Annotated in this window: 19 protein-coding genes; 7 read left to right on the top strand and 12 right to left on the bottom strand. The window is 63.1% G+C overall.

Translation table 11 applies throughout. The annotated features are described in order from the left end of the window. Window positions 1–124: 124 nt before the first annotated feature. Together AC0L3D_RS33725 and AC0L3D_RS33720 are read right to left on the bottom strand one after the other, a co-directional pair. Window positions 125–1312: a Gfo/Idh/MocA family protein gene (locus AC0L3D_RS33725; RefSeq protein WP_036269291.1), complete on the bottom strand. Its 1188-nt coding sequence runs from the start codon at window positions 1310–1312 to the stop codon at window positions 125–127. A gap of 156 nt (window positions 1313–1468) precedes the next feature. Next, the gene (locus tag AC0L3D_RS33720; RefSeq protein ID WP_023797348.1) at window positions 1469–2524 is read right to left on the bottom strand and encodes a sugar phosphate isomerase/epimerase family protein; all 1056 of its coding nucleotides are present in this window, start codon (window positions 2522–2524) and stop codon (window positions 1469–1471) included. Window positions 2525–2918: 394 nt separating this feature from the next. On the opposite strand from AC0L3D_RS33720, the gene AC0L3D_RS33715 reads away from it, so the two are divergent. The 4 genes from AC0L3D_RS33715 (at window position 2919) to AC0L3D_RS33700 (ending at window position 6743) form a co-directional block, all read left to right on the top strand. Beyond that, window positions 2919–3806: a sugar phosphate isomerase/epimerase family protein gene (locus AC0L3D_RS33715; RefSeq protein WP_023797347.1), complete on the top strand. Its 888-nt coding sequence runs from the start codon at window positions 2919–2921 to the stop codon at window positions 3804–3806. Window positions 3807–3872: 66 nt separating this feature from the next. Beyond that, window positions 3873–5042, top strand: a complete 1170-nt coding sequence (locus tag AC0L3D_RS33710) for a mandelate racemase/muconate lactonizing enzyme family protein (RefSeq protein WP_023797346.1) — start codon at window positions 3873–3875, stop codon at window positions 5040–5042. A 2-nt stretch (window positions 5043–5044) separates the two neighbouring features. Continuing rightward, window positions 5045–5761 (top strand): FadR/GntR family transcriptional regulator, encoded by a 717-nt coding sequence (locus AC0L3D_RS33705; protein WP_023797345.1) that lies wholly within the window; start codon window positions 5045–5047, stop codon window positions 5759–5761. 1 nt (window position 5762) lies between these two features. Next, on the top strand, window positions 5763–6743 hold the full coding sequence (locus tag AC0L3D_RS33700; protein WP_128248224.1) for a hydroxyacid dehydrogenase: 981 nt from the start codon (window positions 5763–5765) through the stop codon (window positions 6741–6743). A gap of 6 nt (window positions 6744–6749) precedes the next feature. Here AC0L3D_RS33700 and AC0L3D_RS33695 read toward each other — a convergent pair whose 3' ends face one another. Together AC0L3D_RS33695 and AC0L3D_RS33690 are read right to left on the bottom strand one after the other, a co-directional pair. Continuing rightward, entirely contained in the window at window positions 6750–8042 is a 1293-nt protein-coding gene (locus tag AC0L3D_RS33695) for an amidase (protein WP_473647253.1), read from the bottom strand. 58 nt (window positions 8043–8100) lie between these two features. Beyond that, a complete protein-coding gene (locus AC0L3D_RS33690; protein ID WP_473535459.1) occupies window positions 8101–9009 on the bottom strand; it encodes an SDR family oxidoreductase in 909 nt (302 codons plus the stop codon). Between the two features lie 120 nt (window positions 9010–9129). Here AC0L3D_RS33690 and AC0L3D_RS33685 point away from each other — a divergent pair, with 120 nt between their 5' ends. After that, window positions 9130–9702 carry a TetR/AcrR family transcriptional regulator gene (locus AC0L3D_RS33685; RefSeq protein ID WP_473647252.1) on the top strand — a complete coding sequence of 191 codons (573 nt, stop codon included), beginning with the start codon at window positions 9130–9132 and terminating at the stop codon, window positions 9700–9702. A gap of 55 nt (window positions 9703–9757) precedes the next feature. Here the strand turns inward: AC0L3D_RS33685 and AC0L3D_RS33680 are convergent, their stop codons facing one another. Then, window positions 9758–10969: an MFS transporter gene (locus AC0L3D_RS33680; RefSeq protein WP_473647251.1), complete on the bottom strand. Its 1212-nt coding sequence runs from the start codon at window positions 10967–10969 to the stop codon at window positions 9758–9760. Window positions 10970–11061: 92 nt separating this feature from the next. Here AC0L3D_RS33680 and AC0L3D_RS33675 point away from each other — a divergent pair, with 92 nt between their 5' ends. After that, complete coding sequence (locus tag AC0L3D_RS33675) at window positions 11062–12033, top strand: AraC family transcriptional regulator (RefSeq protein ID WP_473647250.1); 972 nt, start codon at window positions 11062–11064, stop codon at window positions 12031–12033. Window positions 12034–12064: 31 nt separating this feature from the next. Here AC0L3D_RS33675 and AC0L3D_RS33670 read toward each other — a convergent pair whose 3' ends face one another. From AC0L3D_RS33670 to AC0L3D_RS33640, 7 genes are all read right to left on the bottom strand, one after another. Further along, the gene (locus AC0L3D_RS33670; protein ID WP_473647249.1) at window positions 12065–13150 is read right to left on the bottom strand and encodes an ABC transporter ATP-binding protein; all 1086 of its coding nucleotides are present in this window, start codon (window positions 13148–13150) and stop codon (window positions 12065–12067) included. Then, a complete protein-coding gene (locus AC0L3D_RS33665; RefSeq protein ID WP_287230203.1) occupies window positions 13150–14259 on the bottom strand; it encodes an ABC transporter ATP-binding protein in 1110 nt (369 codons plus the stop codon). Before AC0L3D_RS33665 ends, AC0L3D_RS33670 begins: the two co-directional genes overlap by 1 nt. After that, a complete protein-coding gene (locus tag AC0L3D_RS33660; RefSeq protein WP_287230204.1) occupies window positions 14256–14465 on the bottom strand; it encodes a hypothetical protein in 210 nt (69 codons plus the stop codon). Before AC0L3D_RS33660 ends, AC0L3D_RS33665 begins: the two co-directional genes overlap by 4 nt. Continuing rightward, window positions 14462–15421 (bottom strand): carbohydrate ABC transporter permease, encoded by a 960-nt coding sequence (locus AC0L3D_RS33655; protein ID WP_027153142.1) that lies wholly within the window; start codon window positions 15419–15421, stop codon window positions 14462–14464. The genes AC0L3D_RS33660 and AC0L3D_RS33655 overlap by 4 nt, the downstream gene beginning before the upstream one ends. A 1-nt stretch (window position 15422) precedes the next feature. Next, complete coding sequence (locus AC0L3D_RS33650) at window positions 15423–16328, bottom strand: carbohydrate ABC transporter permease (RefSeq protein WP_027153143.1); 906 nt, start codon at window positions 16326–16328, stop codon at window positions 15423–15425. Window positions 16329–16400: 72 nt separating this feature from the next. Next, on the bottom strand, window positions 16401–17717 hold the full coding sequence (locus tag AC0L3D_RS33645) for an extracellular solute-binding protein (RefSeq protein ID WP_091595650.1): 1317 nt from the start codon (window positions 17715–17717) through the stop codon (window positions 16401–16403). 358 nt (window positions 17718–18075) lie between these two features. Next, on the bottom strand, window positions 18076–18759 hold the full coding sequence (locus AC0L3D_RS33640; RefSeq protein WP_473647248.1) for a TetR/AcrR family transcriptional regulator: 684 nt from the start codon (window positions 18757–18759) through the stop codon (window positions 18076–18078). A gap of 115 nt (window positions 18760–18874) precedes the next feature. Between AC0L3D_RS33640 and AC0L3D_RS33635 the strand changes: the two genes are divergently transcribed. After that, the coding region (locus AC0L3D_RS33635; protein WP_473647247.1) for a Tm-1-like ATP-binding domain-containing protein at window positions 18875–19178 on the top strand (304 nt) is incomplete at its 3' end.

Here is a 19178-nt window from a genome sequence, read left to right as displayed (position 1 = left end):
TCGCGCGGGGGGGTTGATGGGCCGCCGGCCGGGGGGGGGGCCCCCCCCCCGGGGGGTGTTGGGTGGTTGCCCCCAAATTCCCCTTGCAATTGGTTTGGCAACGGGGGGGGGGGGGGCGCAGCGATCAAAGCTTCGTCCAGGCCCCGTTCTTCTTCGACGACTTCACGCAGGCTTCAATGAAGGCCATGCCTTCGACACCGTCGTGGATGGTCGGGAAAATAACGTCCTTAGCCGGCTTGCCGCCTTTGCGGCGCGCCGCGCGGATGGCGCGGGCGGCCTCCTGGTAGATGTTGGCGAAGCCTTCGAGATAGCCTTCCGGATGGCCTGACGGAACGCGGCTGACGCGCCCGGCGACGGGCAGCGCGCCGGCACCATTTCGGGTGATCAACTGCTTCGGCTGGCCGAACGGCGTGTACCAGAGATAGTTCGGGTCGGCCTGCACCCATTCAAGCCCGCCCTTCGAGCCGTATATCCGCAGCTTCAGCCCGTTCTCGTGGCCGGGCGCCACCTGGCTTGCCCACAACATGCCCTTGGCAGGGTGCGACTTGCCGACAGGCTTGAAGCGCAGCATGACGTTGACATTGTCGTCGAGCTGCCGCCCTAGCACGAAGGCGTCGAGATCGGCGGAAAGCGTATCGAGTTCGAGCCCGCAGACGAAGCGTGCGAGATTATAGGCATGCGTGCCGATGTCGCCCAGCGCACCGCCGGCGCCGGCCTGTTTGGGATCCGAGCGCCACGCTGCCTGCTTCTGGCCGGTGGCGGCAAGGTCCTCGGTCAGCCAGTCCTGCGGGTATTCCGACTGCACGATGCGAATGTCGCCGAGTTGCCCCTTGGCCACCATCTCGCGCGCCTGCCGCACCATCGGATAGGCGGTGTAGTTGTGGGTGAGGACAAAGACCTTGCCGGTCTTTTCAACCAGTGCCGCCAGCTTCTTCGCTTCCGCCAACGTCGTCGCCAGCGGCTTGTCGCAAATGACGTGGATGCCGGCTTCGAGAAACGCCTTGGCCGCCGGCACATGCACATTGTTGGGCGTGACGATGGCCACCGCCTCGATGCCGTCCGGCCGCTTGGCCTCGGCCTTGGCCATCTCGGCGAACGAGCCGTAGCTGCGCGCCGGATCGAGCCCAAGCTCCTCGGCCGACGCCTTGGCACGCGCCGGGTCGGATGACAGGGCACCGGCGACCAGCGCGAACTCATTGTCCATGCGCGCTGCAATCCGGTGCACCGCGCCGATGAAGGCGCCTTGCCCGCCGCCGACCATGCCGTAGCGGATCGGGCCGCCTCCCGTTTCCGACTTCGATGCGCCGACCATGATTTTTCTCCCTCGTCTGAAATATCCTTCCCCCTTGAGGGGAGGGTGGCCCGAAGGGCCGGGAGGGGTCGGTTCATGCCGAGCTCCACGCTCAGCGACCCCACCCCGATCCGCTGCGCGGATCGACTCTCCCCTCGAGGGGGAGGGAAAGCGGTGCTAGATTCCCATCATGGCGCGCAGCACCTTTTTATCGGTCGCGCCGCCGGCGAAGTCGTCGAATGCCTTTTCCGTCACCCTGATGATGTGATGCTGGATGAAGGGCGCGCCTTCGGCCGCGCCATCCTCGGGGTGCTTCAGGCAGCACTCCCATTCCAGAACCGCCCATGAATCGTAGTCATACTGGGCGAGCTTGGAGAAGATGCCGCCAAAGTCCACCTGGCCATCGCCCAGCGAGCGGAAACGCCCGGCCCGGTTCGTCCAGCTCTGATAACCGGAATAGACGCCTTGCCGGCCGGTCGGATTGAACTCGGCATCCTTGGCGTGGAAGGCCTTGATCCGCTCGTGATAGATGTCGATGAATTGGAGATAGTCGAGTTGCTGCAGCAGGAAATGCGACGGGTCGTAATTGATGTTGCAGCGCTTGTGGCCGCCGACCGCGTCAAGGAACATCTCGAATGTCGCACCGTCGAAGACGTCCTCGCCCGGATGGATCTCGTAGCCAACATCGACGCCATTGTCCTCATAGACGTCGAGGATCGGTTTCCAGCGCTTTCCCAGTTCGGAAAACGCTTCCTCGATCAATCCCGCCGGCCGTTGCGGCCACGGATAAAGGTAGGGAAAAGCCAACGCTCCACAAAACGACACCGACGCCTTGAGCCCGAGGTTCTTGGAAGCCTTGGCGCCGAACTTCATCTGTTCGACCGCCCATTGCTGCCTGGCCTTCGGATTGTTGTGCACCGCAGGCGGTGCGAAGCCGTCGAACTGCGCGTCATAGGCCGGATGCACCGCCACCAACTGCCCCTGCAAATGCGTCGACAGCTCAGTGATCTCGACGCCGGCATCGCTGCAGATGCCCTTCACCTCGTCGCAGTAGGCCTGGGAAGACGCCGCTTTCTCGAGGTCGAACAGCCGGCTGTCCCAGGTCGGGATCTGCACGCCCTTGTAGCCCAGCCCGGCCGCCCATCTGGTGATCGACGGCAGCGAATTGAACGGTGCGGCATCGCCCGCGAACTGCGCTAGAAACAGCCCAGGACCTTTCATTGTCGACGGCATCGGCATCCTCCCTCATTATCCACGACCAAGCATAGCGCCGATTGAAAGCAGGGCCAGCCTCTTTGGTCTTTTCTCGACAGGCGCTAGTGCGCACCGCTATTCTGGTATTACCAAATATGCTCATTTGGTCAAGCGCTGCCGCGCACAACCAGCGCTGCGCAAATTGCCGGGAAGCGGGCAAATATGCCAGTTTAATCAAAGAAATAATCATGGGCCGGGGCTGCCTTGCAGGATTTCTTGCCGTCCAGATGAAATTGCTGTAGACCTCTTTTCACGCCCAATTGGTCGAACCAGTTACGAGAAATGCTGGAGCGCCTTGGGGAGGAACCATGCAACGCAATCTGGGGTGCGTCGCAGGCGAATTGTTACAGGCGAATTCTGGGAAGGACAGACCATGCATCTTTCGACGCACAACTGGATGCGGGCGGAACCGCTGGAAACGACGCTCAAGCGCATCAAGAAATTCGGCTATGAGTCGATCGAGATTTCCGGCGAGCCCGCCCAATACAAGATCAATGAGACACGTGCGCTCCTGAAGGAGCACGGCATTCGCTGCTGGGGGGCGGTGACGCTGATGCTGGGCGAGCGCAATCTCGCCGCCAGGGACCAGGGCCAGCGCGAGCGCTCGGTGCAGTATGTCAAGGACGTGCTGACGATGGTAAGCGAACTCGACGGCGAGATCATCACGCTGGTTCCCGCCACGGTCGGCAAGGTGGTGCCGGACGGCACCGAGGAAGAAGAATGGGAATGGGTGGTCGACGCCACCAGGGAATGCTTTACCCATGCCAAGAAAGTGGGCGTCAAGGTCGCGATCGAGCCTCTCAACCGCTTCGAGACCTATCTGTTCAACCGCGGCGCCCAGGCGCTGGCGCTGGCCGATGCGGTCAGCCCCGAATGCGGTGTATGCCTTGACGCCTATCACCTCCACATGGAGGAGTTTAACGTCTACGATGCCATCCGGCAGGTCGGAAACCGCCTGTTCGATTTCCACGTCGCTGACAACAACCGCTTCGCCGCCGGTCTCGGACAGATCGACTGGCCGAAAATCGTCGGCACCCTGAAGGAAGTCGGCTACGACGGCGCGTTGACTAACGAGTTCGTCGCCCCTGTCGACCGCACGCCGGCTGCTCCCTATCCCGACATGGTCGAACGCAACCCGGTCGACATCTCGCCGGAGCAGCTCAAATTCATCCAGGACCACGGTTCCAGCGTGCTCACGGAAAAATTCTACACCGACCAGATGCGCATCACCGCCGAAACGCTGCTGCCGCTGATCAAGTAGTCGATCTCTGGAAACGAGCCTTTCCGCCCGGCGGCGACCCTACCGGCGGCAAGGCAGAGGATGAACATGCGCATCAAGACGGTCCAAGCCTGGTGGGTCCGCATACCGATCGAAGCCGCGCGGCAGCACCGCAGCGACTTCGGTCAGGTGACGACGTTCGACGCCGCAATCCTGCGCATCGAGACCAACGACGGGCTGGTCGGCTGGGGCGAAGGCAAGAATGCCGCCGGCAGCACCGGCAGCTATGGCGCCCTCGTCCACATGCTGAACCACGAGGTCGGGCCGCAGCTGATCGGCTGCGATCCGGCCGACATCGGGGTGATCTGGGAGATGCTCTACAATGGCGTGCGCCACGACAGCGCCGCGCAAAACGGCCACGCCATGCCGCAATTGGCGCGGCGCGGCATCAGCGTCGCCGCGATCAGCGCCGTCGATATCGCCTTGTGGGATATTCTGGGCAAGTCGTTGGGGGTTCCTGTCTGGCGGCTGCTCGGCGGCCGCAAGCTTGACCGCATGCCGGCCTATGCGTCCGGCGGCTGGGCCTCCGCCGAGGCGATCGGCGAGCAGTTGAAATCCTATATCGCCAAGGGCGGCTTCAAGGCGCTGAAGATGCGGATCGGCGCGATGGACGGCGCTCCGCACAATTCCGCCGCCCGCGTCCGCGCCGCAAGACAGGCGATCGGCGCCGAAGTCGACCTGATGGTCGATGCGCACGGCACCTATACGGTGGCGGAAGCCAAACGCTTCATCCAGCTTGCCGGCGATCTCGACCTGGCCTGGTTCGAGGAGCCGGTCATCGCCGACGACAAATCCGGCATGGCCGAAGTGCGGGCGTCCGGCTCCATCCCGATCGCCACCGGCGAGAGCGAAGCGACGCGCTATGCCTTCCGCGACCTCGCCACACTCAAGGCCGCCGACATCTTCCAGCCTGACCCCGCCTTCTGCGGCGGCATCAGCGAGGCGATGAAGATCGGCACCATCGCCAGCGCCTTCAATCTGCGCTTCGCGCCGCATCTGTGGGCCGGCGCGCCTTGCTTCTTTGCCGGGCTGCATGTCTGCGCTGCTTCGCCGGCCAGCTTTACCGTCGAATATTCGCTTGGCGCCAATCCGATGATCCACGATCTGATCGAGGAGACTGTCGAAGCAAAGGACGGCATGATAGCGATTCCCGAGAAGCCTGGACTGGGTTTCACCCTTTCGGAACGGTTCCTGGAGGCGCACGCGCTACGCGGCTGATCATGAAAGAAAAGAACCTTCTCGCGGAACTCGCCGCCTATCTGTTCTCGCACTCCGACAAGGCGACCGGCCGGACGCCGTCGGAGCGAGAACTGGCGGAGCATTTCGCCGTCAGCCGCGGCCAGATCCGCGAGGCGCTGGCCATCCTCGAAGCCATGCGCATCGTCGAGCGCCGGGCCAAATCCGGCATCTACATCGACACCAAGCAGGCCAGCGTCGAAGCGATGGCGCTTTTTGCCAGGGCCGGCCTGCCGCTCGATCCGATCCAGATCTACGAGACGGTCGAGTTGCGCAAGATCCATGAGATCAAGGCGGCCGAGCTTGCCTGCTCGCGCGCCACCGAGGAAAATTTCGAGCGGCTACGCGAAATCCTGAAGGCTTCGGAGGACCGCATTGCGGCGGGCGAGGGCCTCGCCAAGGAGGACCGCGAATTTCACCTTGAGATCGTGCGGGCAACCAAGAACAGCGTTTTTCACAACATATGCAGCCTCTATTACCTGATGGGCGAGCAACGCCTGCCGATCTACTTCAACGATCCCGAACGCAGCATGCGCTCGCATGCCGAGCACATCCAGATCTACGAGGCGCTGCTGCGCCGCGACGGCAATCTCGCCCAGGCGCTGATGAGCGCCCATCTGCAAGGCGCGGAAAGCTACTGGAAAGGCCTGATCGAGGGCGGCGGGGCAGAACCTAACAGCCCAGCGCTCGAACCGGTCTGACATGCACAAGATCCTGACGACACACACGCTGCATCCGCGCGCCTCCGCCATGCTGACCGGCGCCGGCGAACTCGTCGTCGCCTCCGCCCTCGATGCGGATACGCTGGCGACTGAGGCGAGGGACGCCGATATCATCATCGTACGCGCGCCGCTGCCAGCAGCGCTTTTCGAAAGGGCGACGAAGCTCCGGGCGGCAATCCGCCACGGCGCCGGGCTCGACATGGTTCCCATGGAAGCCGCCACGGCAGCCGGCGTGCTGGTGGCAAACGTGCCGGCGGTCAATGCGCGCTCGGTCGCCGAATACGTGATGTTCGCGGCGCTGGCGCTGCTGCGGCGTTTCCGCATGGTCGACCGCGACTTGCGGGCGAAGGGCTGGCTGGCCGGTCGCGATCACACCATTCTCGCCAGCGAGCTCGCCGGCAAGACGATCGGCATTGTCGGCTTCGGCGCGATCGGGCAGGCAGTCGGCCACATCGCGGCGCATGGTTTCGACCTGAAGGTGGTGGCGACGACGCGCAGCAGGAGGCCGGCGCCGGACAGGGTCAGGTTGCTGTCGATCGATGCGCTGGTCGAGCAGAGCGACATCATCGTTCTGTGCTGCCCGCTGACGCCGGAGACGCGCGGCCTGATCAACCGCGAGCGCATCGGTCGAATGAAGCCGCATGCGCTGCTGATCAACATTTCGCGCGGGCCGGTGATCGACGACGAGGCGCTGATCGAAGCGCTGCAAAGGGATCGCATCGGCGGTGCCGCGCTCGATGTCTTTGCGACGCAGCCGCTGCCGCCCAATCACCCCTATTTCGGCTTCGACAATGTCATCGTCACGCCGCACATGGCCGGCATCACCGAGCAGTCGATGATGCGCATGGGCGTCGGTTCGGCTGATGAAACCTTGCTGGTGCTGGCCAACAAATTGCCGGTCAATCTGCGCAATCCCGAAGTGCTCGAGCATTACCGGCGGCGGTTCCCGGCCGACGCCTGATGCGCCTCAACGGCCAAGCAGTGCCTCGACTTCCGCCGCGATGCGCAGGAGACGGTGGTCGTCGCCGTGGCGCGCCACCAGCATCAGCCCGGCCGGGCGCGCCATTCCCGGCATCGGCAGCGAGATCGCGCAGAGGTCGAACTGGTTGGCGATCTGCGTGTTGCGCAGCAGAAGCCCTTCCGTACGCTCACACAGCGCTTCGTCGCTGGTCATCGACACGATGGTCGGCGCGGTGACCGGCGTGGTCGGCAGCGCCAGCACATCGACAGACGCCAGCCGCTCGTCCATGGCGGCGACAAGCGCCGTGCGGCGGCGGATTGCCCTTATATAGGCCGTGGCCGGAACCGCGGCAGCGCGCGACAACGGCTCGCTCACCCGCGGATCGACCGGCGTCGCCGCGCCTGTTGCCAGCCAATCTGCATGGACCTCGGCGCCCTCCATTGCCGCGATCGAGGCCCGCCTGGTTACCGCGCGCAAATCGGCAAGGAGGTCGTCGATCGGCAGATCGGCGAGGCGTGCACCGGCGCGTTCCTTGCGAGCACATCGCTCGAACGCCGCCGCGATATCTTCTTCGGTATCTTCGAAGAGCACGCCGTAGGGAAAGCCGATGCGCAGCCCGGCAAGCGGAAGCGGAACAAGTGCCGCGAACTCTTCGCCCGCCATCACCGCGTCGGCTGCCGCACATTCGGCGACGGTGCGCGCAAGCGGGCCGACGGAGTCGAGCGTGTCGGACAGCGGGAAGACGCCAACGCGAGACACGCGCCGCGCCGTCGGTTTGAAGCCGACGACACCGTTCAGCGCCGCCGGAATACGCACCGAGCCGCCGGTGTCGGAGCCGATCGATATCTCGCTTGTGCCTTCGGCAACGGAAACACCGGCGCCGGAGGAAGAGCCCCCCGCGATCCGGCCGGTGTCGGTCGCATTGCCGGGCGTGCCGTAATGCGGGTTTACGCCGATCGCGGTGAAGGCGAATTCGGTCATGTTGGTCTTGCCGAAGATCACCGCGCCCGCTTGCCGCAGCCGCCGCACGATGACGGCATCCCGCAGCGCCGGCGCTGCGGTGCTGAGCAACAACGAACCGGCCGTGGTCGGCTCGCCGGCGACATCGAACAGGTCCTTGATCGACAGAATTGTTCCGTCGAGCGGCCCGATCGTCACGCCGGCTCTGCGCCTGGCATCGGCGGCGTCGGCTGCTGCTCGTGCGGCTTCCGGATAGAGTTTTACGAATACGCTTTCATTGTCGGCGCGGACGGCGAGACGCGAAAGGACGGCTTCGAGGCGGTCGCGGGCTGATTGCATGGCACAGTCTACTTTTTTATTGTCGCCCGAACAGCCCAGCACACTGACGTCAATGGCTCTAGCGATAGCCAGTCACATCGGCTGGTTTGCCGGCGTCCTGAACCTCGGGAACGTAGCGCCACGCGTCAGGCCGCGAGCCGTCGAGATCGGTAAAGCCGTAGACCTGCGCCAGCCCGCCACTCGACAGCGACTGTCCGTTCCAGCGCGAACGATCCGGGTCCGCCGCAAGCGCCGCCACTGCGCGCCCGATAAAGCGCGGGGTCTCGGAAATGACGAAATGCGGCACTTTTGCTGTCGCATCACGCCAGTTGTCCTCGGTCACCCCGAAAGCTTCCAACATCATTTCCGAACGCAGCCAGCCGGGTGTCAGCGAAATCGAGGTGGCGCCGTGCGGGGCGAGGTCCTTGGCATGGGCCCAGGCCATACGGGTCACCGACACTTTGGCGAGGTCATAGAACGGTGAGAGCCGATAATGCTCGGCATTATACTCCGCGGTGCCGTCGGTGACTTCGACCAGCAGGCCGCCCGGGCGCTCGATCAGAAGCGGCAGCGCGTAATGCGCGGTGATCAGATGCGTGTCGATGCCCAGCCGCAACATGCGCAAACCATTCGTGAGTTCATGCTCCCAGACCGGCTTGTTCCATTCGAACAGTTTCTCGCCGCCCCAAATGTCGTTGACCAGCACATCGAGGCGGCCCTGCTCGGCACGTATCCGGTCGACCAGCTTGCGCACGTCTTCGGCAACCAGATGGTCGACTTGCACAGCGATGCCATGGCCGCCTTGCGCTGAAACAAGCTCTGCCGTTTCCTCGATGGTTTCCGGGCGGGCGTATTCGGACTGATGCGCGCGTGTCGTCCGCCCGGTGACGTAGACCGTCGCGCCCGCGGCACCCAGTTCGACAGCAATACCTCTCCCCGCACCGCGCGTGGCGCCAGCGACCAAAGCGACCTTTCCCTCAAGCGTCATTGAACTCCCCAGACTCTGACCAACCAATGCTCTGACCAACCAATGCTCTGACCAACCAATGCTGGCCTTCTTGAATGTTAAGATATATAAATGATCATTCGGTTATAAATGGATGTCAAGATGCCTCGGCAAAAAACGCAATCCGACGAGGACGTGCTGGAAGCGGCGCACCGGCTGATCCACAGGCATGGCCCGGAGGCACTCACATTTGAACGGCTGTCCCAAACTTGCGGGCTCTCCGGCTCGACCCTGGTGCAGCGTTTCAAGAACAAGGCCACGCTCAGGCAAAGAACCTTGCTGCAGGCATGGGACCGGCTGGACGCGAAGACGACAAAGCTCGCAGACGCGACGCCGAGGACCCCTTTTGGCGCGATCGAATTGCTGGTGGCGCTATCGCGGGACTATGGCGGCATCGAATCCTATGCCGAGGGCCTGCTCGTCCTGCGCGAAGATCTGCGCGATCCGGTGCTTCGCGCGCGCGGGGCGTCGTGGAAGGCCTCTCTGTGCAGCATCCTCGACTCTTGCTTTGCTTCGGTCGCCAACACGCCGTCAGACATCGGCCTGCTGATGGCATCGCACTGGCAAGGTTCGCTGCTTTGGTGGAGTTTCGACCCGAAAGTCGAAGTTGCATCCTATGTCGAAGACAGTCTGGGCCGTTTCGTCGTCGCAATTGCCACGGCCCGAAAACCGTAACCGATTTTCGGGCCATTTCTTGGAGGCGTCCTACGTGGGACGCACCTACAGATGCTTAGGTCGCGCTTCTCGGGCCGAGCAAGAACGCCGCCAAGGCCGCCAGCAATGTCGCGATCCCGCAATAGGCGAAAGCGCTGGCAACGCCGGCATTATCGACCAGCAGGCCGCCGAAAACCGCGCCCAGTGCAATCGCCACCTGGAATGTGGCGACCATCAGCCCGCCGGCGCTTTCTGCCTGGTCGGGAGCGGCTCGCACCAGCCACGTCTGCAGCCCGACCGGGACCGCGCCGAAGGCAAAGCCCCAGGCGGCAATCGCTATCGCCGCAACGACTGGCGAGGCGCCGATGGTCAGCAGCAGAAGGGCTGCGACCGCAATCAGCAGTGGCGCCAGGCCCACCGCGGTCTTGAGGCTGCGTTCAGCCATGAACCCGCCGGCAAAATTGCCGAAGAAGCCACCGATGCCGTAGGCGAGCAGCACAAGCGAGATCGTCTCGATGTCCAGCGCAGGCACCTTCTCGAGAAACGGGCGGACATAGGTGAAGCCGGCAAAATGCCCCGAGGCGACCAGCAGGACCACCAGAAGCGCAACCCTGATCATCGGCCGCTTTATTACCTCCAGCAAGGTCCGAAAGCTTGCCACGCCCGCCGGCGGCAGCTTCGGAAGGGTGGCGATCTGCACGAGCAGCGCCAGGGCGCCGACAACAGCTGCGATCATGAAGGCCGTTCGCCATCCCCAGATGTCGCCGACATAGGCACCGACCGGGGCCGCACAGACGGTCGCCACCGAAACGCCGGTGAGGATGATCGACATGGCGCGCGGCATCAGCCGCATCGGGACAAGCCGCATCGCCATGGCCGCCGACATCGACCAGAAGCCGCCGAGGCTGATCCCGAGCATGATGCGGGCGATCAGAAGGACGGGAAGCGAGGACGCAAACGCCGCCAACAGGTTCGACAGGATCAGCAGCACGGTCAGTCCCCACATGACGAGCCTGCGGTCCAGCCGTTTGGTGACGATGGCCATGGTCGGAGCGGCTATCGCGCCGACAACGGCGGTTGCCGTCACCGCTTGGCCGGCGGTGCCTTCGGTCACGCCGAGATCCTGCGCCAGCGGCGTCAGCAGGCTGGCGGGCAGGAATTCCGCGGTCACCAGCCCAAACACACCGAGCGCGAGCGATACGACCGCCCCCCACGCAGGCTCGGCTCGTTCGTCGGTTTCCGTGGGATCGAGAACGGCGTCCATGACGCCTGTCGCGGGTTCGGTCATGATGGAATCTCCGATCTGGTTGCAGCGCAACATCTGGCTGCAGTGCAACATAGGGAGTGACCGACTGGAGTTTCCATGCTAAAAACACCATCGTGTTTGACTATTCGTCCAAAGTTCCGATCACCGGCGATCCGCTGACGGACATATTGCGCGGGTTAAGGCTCGACGGCGTCGAATACGGCCGCTGTGAAATGCAGGAGCCCTGGGGCCTCCAGTTTCCGGCCCAGACGGGGGCGCGGTTTCATTTCATCGGCCGCAAGGGATGCTGGTTGCTGCAGCCGTCCGGCGAATGGGTTGAGCTCAAGGCGGGCGACGCGGTGCTGCTGCCGCGCGGTGCAGCACACGTCCTGGTGAGCGACCCGGGCATTGAGGCTTCGCCGATCCAGGGCTACAAGGTCGCCGAGGTCTGCAAGGACGTTTATTGCATGTCCAATGAAGGTCGCCGGCCGGGGACGCTGCTGTTTTTCGGCAGCATGTATTTCAATCTCGACGGTTTGCACCCATTGCTCGGCATGATGCCGGACGTGATGCGCGCGCACGAACTGGAGGCCTATGAGCCCGGCATTCCGCATCTGCTGGAGGCGATGGCCCGCGAAGTGACGATGGAGCGCGTCGGCTCAGGCGGCATTCTGGCACGGCTTGCCGATGTGCTGGCCGCCACCGTCATCCGCTCCTGGGTCGAGCGCGGCTGCGGCGACTCGTCCGGATGGATCGCCGCGGTGAGGGATCGCGAGATCGGGCGCGTGCTGGCCGCGATCCATCTTGAACCGGACCGCGACTGGACGGTGGAGACCCTGGCCAGGATGATGGGCGCCTCCCGGTCGGGCTTCGCCGAGCGCTTCGCGACGATCGTCGGCGAAACGCCGGCCAAATATGTCACCCAGGTGAGAATGCACCAGGCACGGCAATGGCTGGTCCGCGACCGGTTGAAGATTTCCGTCGTCGCCGCACGCCTGGGCTATGAATCCGACGCGTCATTCAGTCGGGCGTTCAAGCGCGTCATCGGATCGGCTCCCAGCCATTTTCGCGCCGAGGAACAGGCTGAGACCCCTCAAGCCGGCTAAGCCTGACCACAGCTCCAGCCGTAGACGCGCCTTAGCCTGCGTGACGAAGGCTTATCCCGGTACCCTTGTCGAACAGCACCACCTTGTCTGGATCCCAGGCAAAGCGCACCGGCTGCTCGATCTCGACATCGGTTCTGGCCGGCACCGTGGCCCGCAGCATGGCGTCGCCGACCCGCAGCGTCAGGATCTTTTCGACGCCATGGTTCTCGACATCGTGGACGCGCGCTTCCACCGCTGCCCCGCTCTCGAGATAGACATCCTCGGGACGAATACCGAAGACGAGCGGGCGACCGTCGGTCGAAGCGCTCGTCCTGGCCCCCCCCGCAAAAGGCAGTTCGAAATTCAGCGGCGCCATCACCGCGCGGCCGTCGACGAGCTTGCCGTCGATGAGGTTCATCGGCGGCGAGCCGACGAAACTCGCCACATATGTGTCGCGCGGATTGTTGTAGATCTCGTACGGCGTGCCGGTCTGGACGATACGGCCATGGTTGAGCACGCCAACCTTGTCGCCCATCGACATCGCCTCGATCTGATCGTGCGTGACGAACAGGAAGGTCTGGCCAAGGTTCATCTGGATGTTCTTCAGCTCGGTGCGCAGCGCCTCGCGCAGCTTGGCATCGAGTGCCGACAACGGCTCATCCATCAGGAATACGCGCGGCTTCCTGACGATGGCGCGACCAATCGAGACGCGCTGCATCTCGCCGCCAGAGAGGCGATCCGTCTTGCGGTCGAGCAGATGCTCGATACGCAACGTCTTGGCAACGCGGTCGACGCGCGTCTTGATCTCGTCAGGCTCGATGCGGCGGATTTTCGGCTTCAGCGGGAATTCGAGATTCTCGCGCACCGTGTAGCGCGGATAGAGCGAGTATTGCTGCAGCACCAGCGCCACGTCGCGCTCGGCCGCACCCCAGTCAGCGACATCGGCGCCGTCGATGAGTATCTGCCCCTCGTCCGGCTTTTCCAGGCCGGCGATCATGCGCAGCGTCGTCGTCTTGCCGGCGCCGGTCTCGCCGAGCAGGACGAAGAACTCGCCGTCGGCAATATCGAGATTGAGCCCGGTCAATGCGGTGTGATTGCCGAATGTCTTCGAGATGTTCTTGAGCTGGATATGGGCCATCAGAGTCTCACCCCCAGCGAATTGCCGCTTGCCGTGTCGAAGAAATGCGCCTGCGCCGGGTCGAGCTTTGCGAAAACCTGGACCCCCGGCTTGCCGACGAAACCGGAACGGGTCCGGGCGCGCAACATCTGTGCCCCGACCTTGAGGTCGACGATGTCGTAGGAGCCAAGCGGTTCGATGATGTGCGCCTCGACCGGCAGATAACCGTCCGCCGGCTCGCGCGAGACCATCACGCCTTCGGGGCGGATGCCGAGCGCAAGGCGGTCCTGCCCGACGTTCGCGGCGTCAAGCTGGCCGACCAGTTCGGCCGGGAAAACGAACCCTTCCGCGGCCCCATCGACGGTGACCCTGGCGCCGGAGCCGTTCATCGTCACCGCCGCATTGGCAACGTTCATCACCGGCGAGCCAACGAATTGCGCGACGAACAGATTGGCCGGGTGCTTATACACTTCCGATGGGCTGCCCACCTGCTGCAGAACGCCCTCATGCATAATGACGATGCGGTCGGCAAGGCTCATCGCCTCGATCTGGTCGTGGGTGACGTAGATGGTGGTCGAGCCCTGCTTGATGTGCAGCCGCTTGATCTCCGCGCGCATCTCCTCACGCAGCTTGGCGTCGAGCGCGCCGATCGGCTCGTCCATCAGCATCGCCTTCGGCCGCCGCACCAGCGCCCGGCCGATTGCTACGCGCTGCATGTCGCCACCCGACAGCGCCGACGGCTTCTTGCCGAGCAGATCGTTGATCTGCAGCACTTTGGCGACCGAGCGCACCTCGCCGTCGATCTCCGCCTTGCTCTTGCGCATGGCCCGCAACGGAAAAGCGATGTTCTCGTAGACGCTCATATGCGGATAGAGCGAGAACGACTGGAAAACCATGGCGATGTCGCGGTCGGCAGCCTTGAGATGCTGGACCGGCTTGCCGTCGATGAGGACATCGCCGCCGTCGATCGTCTCCAGCCCGGCGATTGCGCGAAGCGTCGTCGTCTTGCCGCAGCCCGACTGGCCGAGCAGCACGATGAACTCGTTGTCGTCGATCTTGAGATTGAGGTCCTTGATGACCTGGACGGCGCCAAAGAATTTCTGGACGCCACGAAGCTCGATCTGGGTCATGCCTGACCTTCTTTTTCCGGTGCGCCGGTCGCCTTCGGCTCCTGCCTTGGACCGACCCAGCCCGTGATCATGAACGTCAGCAGCCCGACAATGATGATCGTCAGCCCGTAGCGGTGCAGAAAGAGGTTCCACGGCTGGCAGAGCGCGATGATGCCGAGCACCATCACGATCTCGGCTGTGCGCTGGATTGTAGCATGGCGGATCATTTGCGGATCGCTCCGAAGGACATGCCGCGCAGGAGGTGGTTGCGCAACAGGAAGGTGAAGATGGCGACCGGCAGCAGGAACAGGAAGGTGCCGGCGGCGATGACCGTCCAGTCGGGCAGGCCGGAACCGACCTGGCTTGGAATGAACGGCGGCGCCGTCTGGGCGCGGCGGTTGGTCATGATCAGCGCGAAGGCATATTCGTTCCACGCGGTGATGAAGCAGAACACGGCGGTGGCGGCGATGCCGGTGGCCGCTTCCGGCAGCACGATCTTGAAGAAGGCCTCCATGCGCGTATAGCCGTCGACGAGCGCCGCCTCCTCATACTCCTTCGGAATTTCGTCCATGAACCCCTTCATCAGCCATACGGAGAAGCTGAGGTTGAAGGCGGTGTAGAGGATGATCAGGCCCCAATGCGTGTCGTTGAGGCCGACGACCCGGTACATCAGGAACATCGGGATCGCCACTACCACCGGCGGCAGCATGCGCGTCGACAGGATGAAGAAGAGCAGGTCCTGTTCCCCCTTTATCTTGAAGCGCGAGAACCCGTAAGCCGTGAAGGTGCCCATGCCGACGGCGAGGATCGTCGAGGTGATGGCGACGATCAGCGAATTCATGAAGCGGCTCGGATAGCCGGACCACTGCACCTCGCCCCTGCCCGAGCGCACCACCTTCTCGCCGCCGTCAAACACCAGCCGCTCCCACCACGGGGCGGCGGCATATTGTTCCGGCGTCGGCGCTGTGCGCAGTTGCGAGCGCTTGGTGAACAGCTTGACGAAGGGCGATATCTCCGGCTGGAAGACCACCGTCGGCGGGATGGTGGTGGCGAGGTTGCGCGGCTTGAACGCCGTCGAGGCTATCCAGTAGATCGGCGCCAGGAAGATGATCGTGACGATCAGCACGCCGACGATGGCGAGCTTGTTGAGCGAACGCTCGGCAGAGGTGGTGACAGCGGCCATGTTAGCGCTCCTTCACCTTGTTCAGGTATTTGACGTAGATGTTGGTGATCGCCAGGATCATGATCAGCACGATGTAGGCGAGCGCGCAGGAGCGCCCGGTCTGCCATTCCTGGAACGCCATCTTGTAGAGCCGGATCGAGATCACCTCGGTGGTCGGCTGGCTGGTCAGGATGTAGGCGAGATCGAATGTCTTGAACGCCTCCATGGTGCGAAAGATGATCGCGATCATCAGGATCGGCGCGACCAGGGGCAGGGTAATGCGAAAGAAGGTATAGAACGACCCGGCGCGGTCGATCGCGGCCGCCTCGTAGAGGTGCTTCGGCACTGCAGACAGGCCGGCAAGCGACAGCAGCATGACGAAGGGCGACCACATCCAGATGTCGGTGATGGCAACCGCGTAGAGCGCCATGTCGGGGTTGGACAGCCACTCGAAGGAGCCGAGGCCAAGCGTATAGTTGATGATGCCAAAGGACGGATCGTAGAGCAGTTTCCAGAACAGGCCGACGACAGCCATCGACAGCATCATTGGCAACAGCAGCAGTGTCGTCAGCAGGCCCTTCAACGGGATATCGCGATTGAGCAGCAACGCCACGCCGAAGCCGACGATGACTTGGCCGACCACGGAGACGATGACATATTTGGCGGTGATGGCGAAATTCGACCAAATGAACGGGTCGTTGAGCAGCTCGCGGTAATTCTGCAGTCCGACGAAATTGGCCGCCGCGGGGCTCGACGCGCGAAAGTCGGTGAACGAATAGCCAAGCGAATAGAGCAGTGGAAAGATGTTGAAGACGATCAGGAAAACGATCGTCGGAATGATGAAGAGATTGCGGATCGTAAGGTCGCTCATGCCGCGGGCGGCGGAGCGCGAGTTGGGATCCAGCGTGGTCATGACTGCAGTGGCCAAGGCCCGTTCCTTCCTTGTCCGGAAAAGAAAACGGAAGGGGCGGCTCCCGCCCCCTCCGAGCGTTAGTGCCGTTTACTTCACGCGGTTGTATTTCTTGAACGTCGCGTTCCAATCCGCGGCGAGCGCATCGAGCACTTCCTTGGCCGTGCCCTGATTGCCGGTGATGTAGGGATAGACGCGTTGGTTCATCTGGATGAGCAGCTCGGCATATTCCGGCGTCGCCCAGAAGTCCTTCACCTTGAACATGGTTTCGTAGAAGGCCTTGTTGTATGGCGTGGCGTTCTGGAATTCAGGCGACTCGAGCACTTTGGCACTTGCCGTGTAACCGCCGAGTTCCGCCCATTTCTTCTGCGTCTCGTCCTTGATGAACCATTCCAGGAACTTCATCGCCTCTTCCTGATTCTGCGAATAGGAGACGACGGAGATGCCCTGGCCGCCGAGCGCGGCGAACTGATCGCCGTTCGGTCCAGGAGGGTTGGCGAAGAAGCCGGTGGCCTTGGCATTCGGGTTGGAGGCTTCGTTGATGAGCGCCGGGAAGAAAGCGAAGTAGTTCATGCTCATCGCCGCCAGGTTCTCGGTGATCGCCTGGTTGTCCTCGATGAAGAAGCTCTTGGCCCAACCAGGAGGGGTGAAGGAATAGAGCTCCTTGTAGGCCTCGAGCGCCTTGACGTTCTGCTCGGAGTTGATGATCCCGTCGACCTTGTAAGTGGCATAGTCGCCAAGCTCGCCGCCGAAGGAGAAGATGGCGTTCTCGACGCCCATCACCAGAGCGTCGTAGGAGTTATCGGTATAGATGGCGACGCCGTAGCGCTTCTCGTCGGGACGGTGGAAGAATTCGGCGATGTCGCGTAGCTGCTTCCAGTCCTTCGGCACGCCGAGATCGTAGCCGTACTTGGCTTTGAAGGCCTCCATCTCCTTCGGATCTTCGAACCAGTCCTTGCGATAGGACCAGCCGACCGCGTCGCCCTCGGCCGGAATCGACCAGTATTTGCCGGAGTTGGATGGATATTCGGCGTAGTATTTCACCGTCGCCGGCGCCATCACTTCCTTCAGATTGTGCTTGTTGAAGAAGTCAGTGAGGTCGACATAGTGACCGGCCTCGGAGGCGGCGCCGATCCACTGGGAATCGCCGACGACCATGTCGTAGGCGCTGCCCTTGGCGTTGAATTCGGTGAACGCCTTGGTCTGGAAATCCCCCCACGGCGTCGTCTCGACCGTGACCTTCACGCCGCTCTCGGCCTCGTAAAGGTTGACCAGTTCCTGCAAATAGTTCGCCGGATCCCATTCAGCCCAGAATATGGTGAGTTCCTTATCCTGCGCGTAGACGGACGTTCCGCAGGCGAGCACTAAGCCGATACCAGCAAGCATGCTGGTCATTGTCTTGCGCATGATGATTTCCTCCCTTGTGCGCATTCTACCGTATCATCCGAGCCGGCGGCGAGGCCGGCCCTGGTAGTTCCTTCCGTGATGGCGCCGTTCCGGTTTTCGAGCCTCCTCGCCCAACCGGAAATGGATCGCAGCCTCACTTTTGACCCGCTATATCGTCCTGATCTGGTATTACCAATTTCGGACGCGCGTCAAGCTCTTTCTTGGACGATGGCAGGGCCTCAGACAAGCAGATTCCAGCAACATCTGTCTGTTTTTCTTAAATTTTCCTACTCGTTGATACGCGAGACCCTTGTTCGCGCTACGAAACGCCGACTATTGTCAGTAGTAGGCATCCCCATCTGGTCGAACCAGATCGATACTATTCCGCAGCTGTCGCCGGCGCAGGTCTGTTTCCTCCAGCCATCGATTCCATCACTGCAGCCCGCACCAGCGCGCCGGCTGCCCATTGCGCTACCGACATCATCTTGCGGCTGTCCAGTCCCCATATATCCTTCAGCACGATCAGCACTTCGACGCCGAAGATCAGCGACAGGGCCTGTGCCAGGCGCTTGAATTCGCGTGGCGGCAGCCGGTGCTTGAGCGGTGCGATCGCGTCTTTGAGCAGATCGATGCGATGGCCGCGCGTGAAGGCCGGCTCGCCGTCGAGTGTGCCGGCCTGCCGCCGCGCCCACTGGTCGAGCGACAGCTTCAGCGCCGCCTTGAACGTCGCCTCGAAGGCTTCGATGCGTGGCATGGCCGTGTCGAACAGTTCGACGACGCGGCGCTCGGGATCGGCCGAGGTCGATTTCCAGGTGAGGATCGGCCCCAGCCCTTCGTCGACCACCGCCTGCACCAGCGCCGCCTGGCTTGGAAAGTACCGATACGCGGTGGCGCGGGAGACTTCCGCCGCTTCGGCGACCTCGCTGACCGAGGGCGTGGCGCCCGCCTGCATCAGCCTTGTCGCCGTCTCCAGCATCAACCGCCTTGTGCGGGCGCGCGGCCCGCGCGCCGCTCCAGAACCGGCATCGTCGGGCACTGCCGCTGGTTGACGTGAGACATTCATGTCAATATGATACGGACGTCTCAAAAAATTGCAATGGCCTTTCGCGCTGCCGAACGGCCGGGGCAAAAAAGCGGCCGGCAACTACGCCGAGTGCGCCTTGAACCGGGGAAACGCAATGAAGCGCGTCTATGTGGTGGGCACCGCCGACACCAAGGGTGAGGAACTCGCCTTTCTGGCCGATGCGGTCGCAGCCACCGGTGCTGCTGTCGCCCGCGTCGACGTCGGAACGCGCAACGCGACCGTGCCGGTCGATGTCTCGGCCGAAGAGGTCGCTGGCAACCATCCCGACGGCAGCACTGCCGTGCTGGGCGTCGACGCCCCCCGCCCCCCCCGGGCGGGGCGAGGGCCACCCCCAACCCCCGGTGTTGCAAAACACCCCCCAAATTTATGTGGGTTTGGGTTTTGCGGGGGCGGGGGGG

It is taken from the genome of Mesorhizobium sp. WSM4837, from assembly GCF_055811435.1.
The sequence above is the reverse complement of the archived record's forward strand: the minus strand, read 5'-3'. Positions and strand labels throughout refer to the sequence as shown.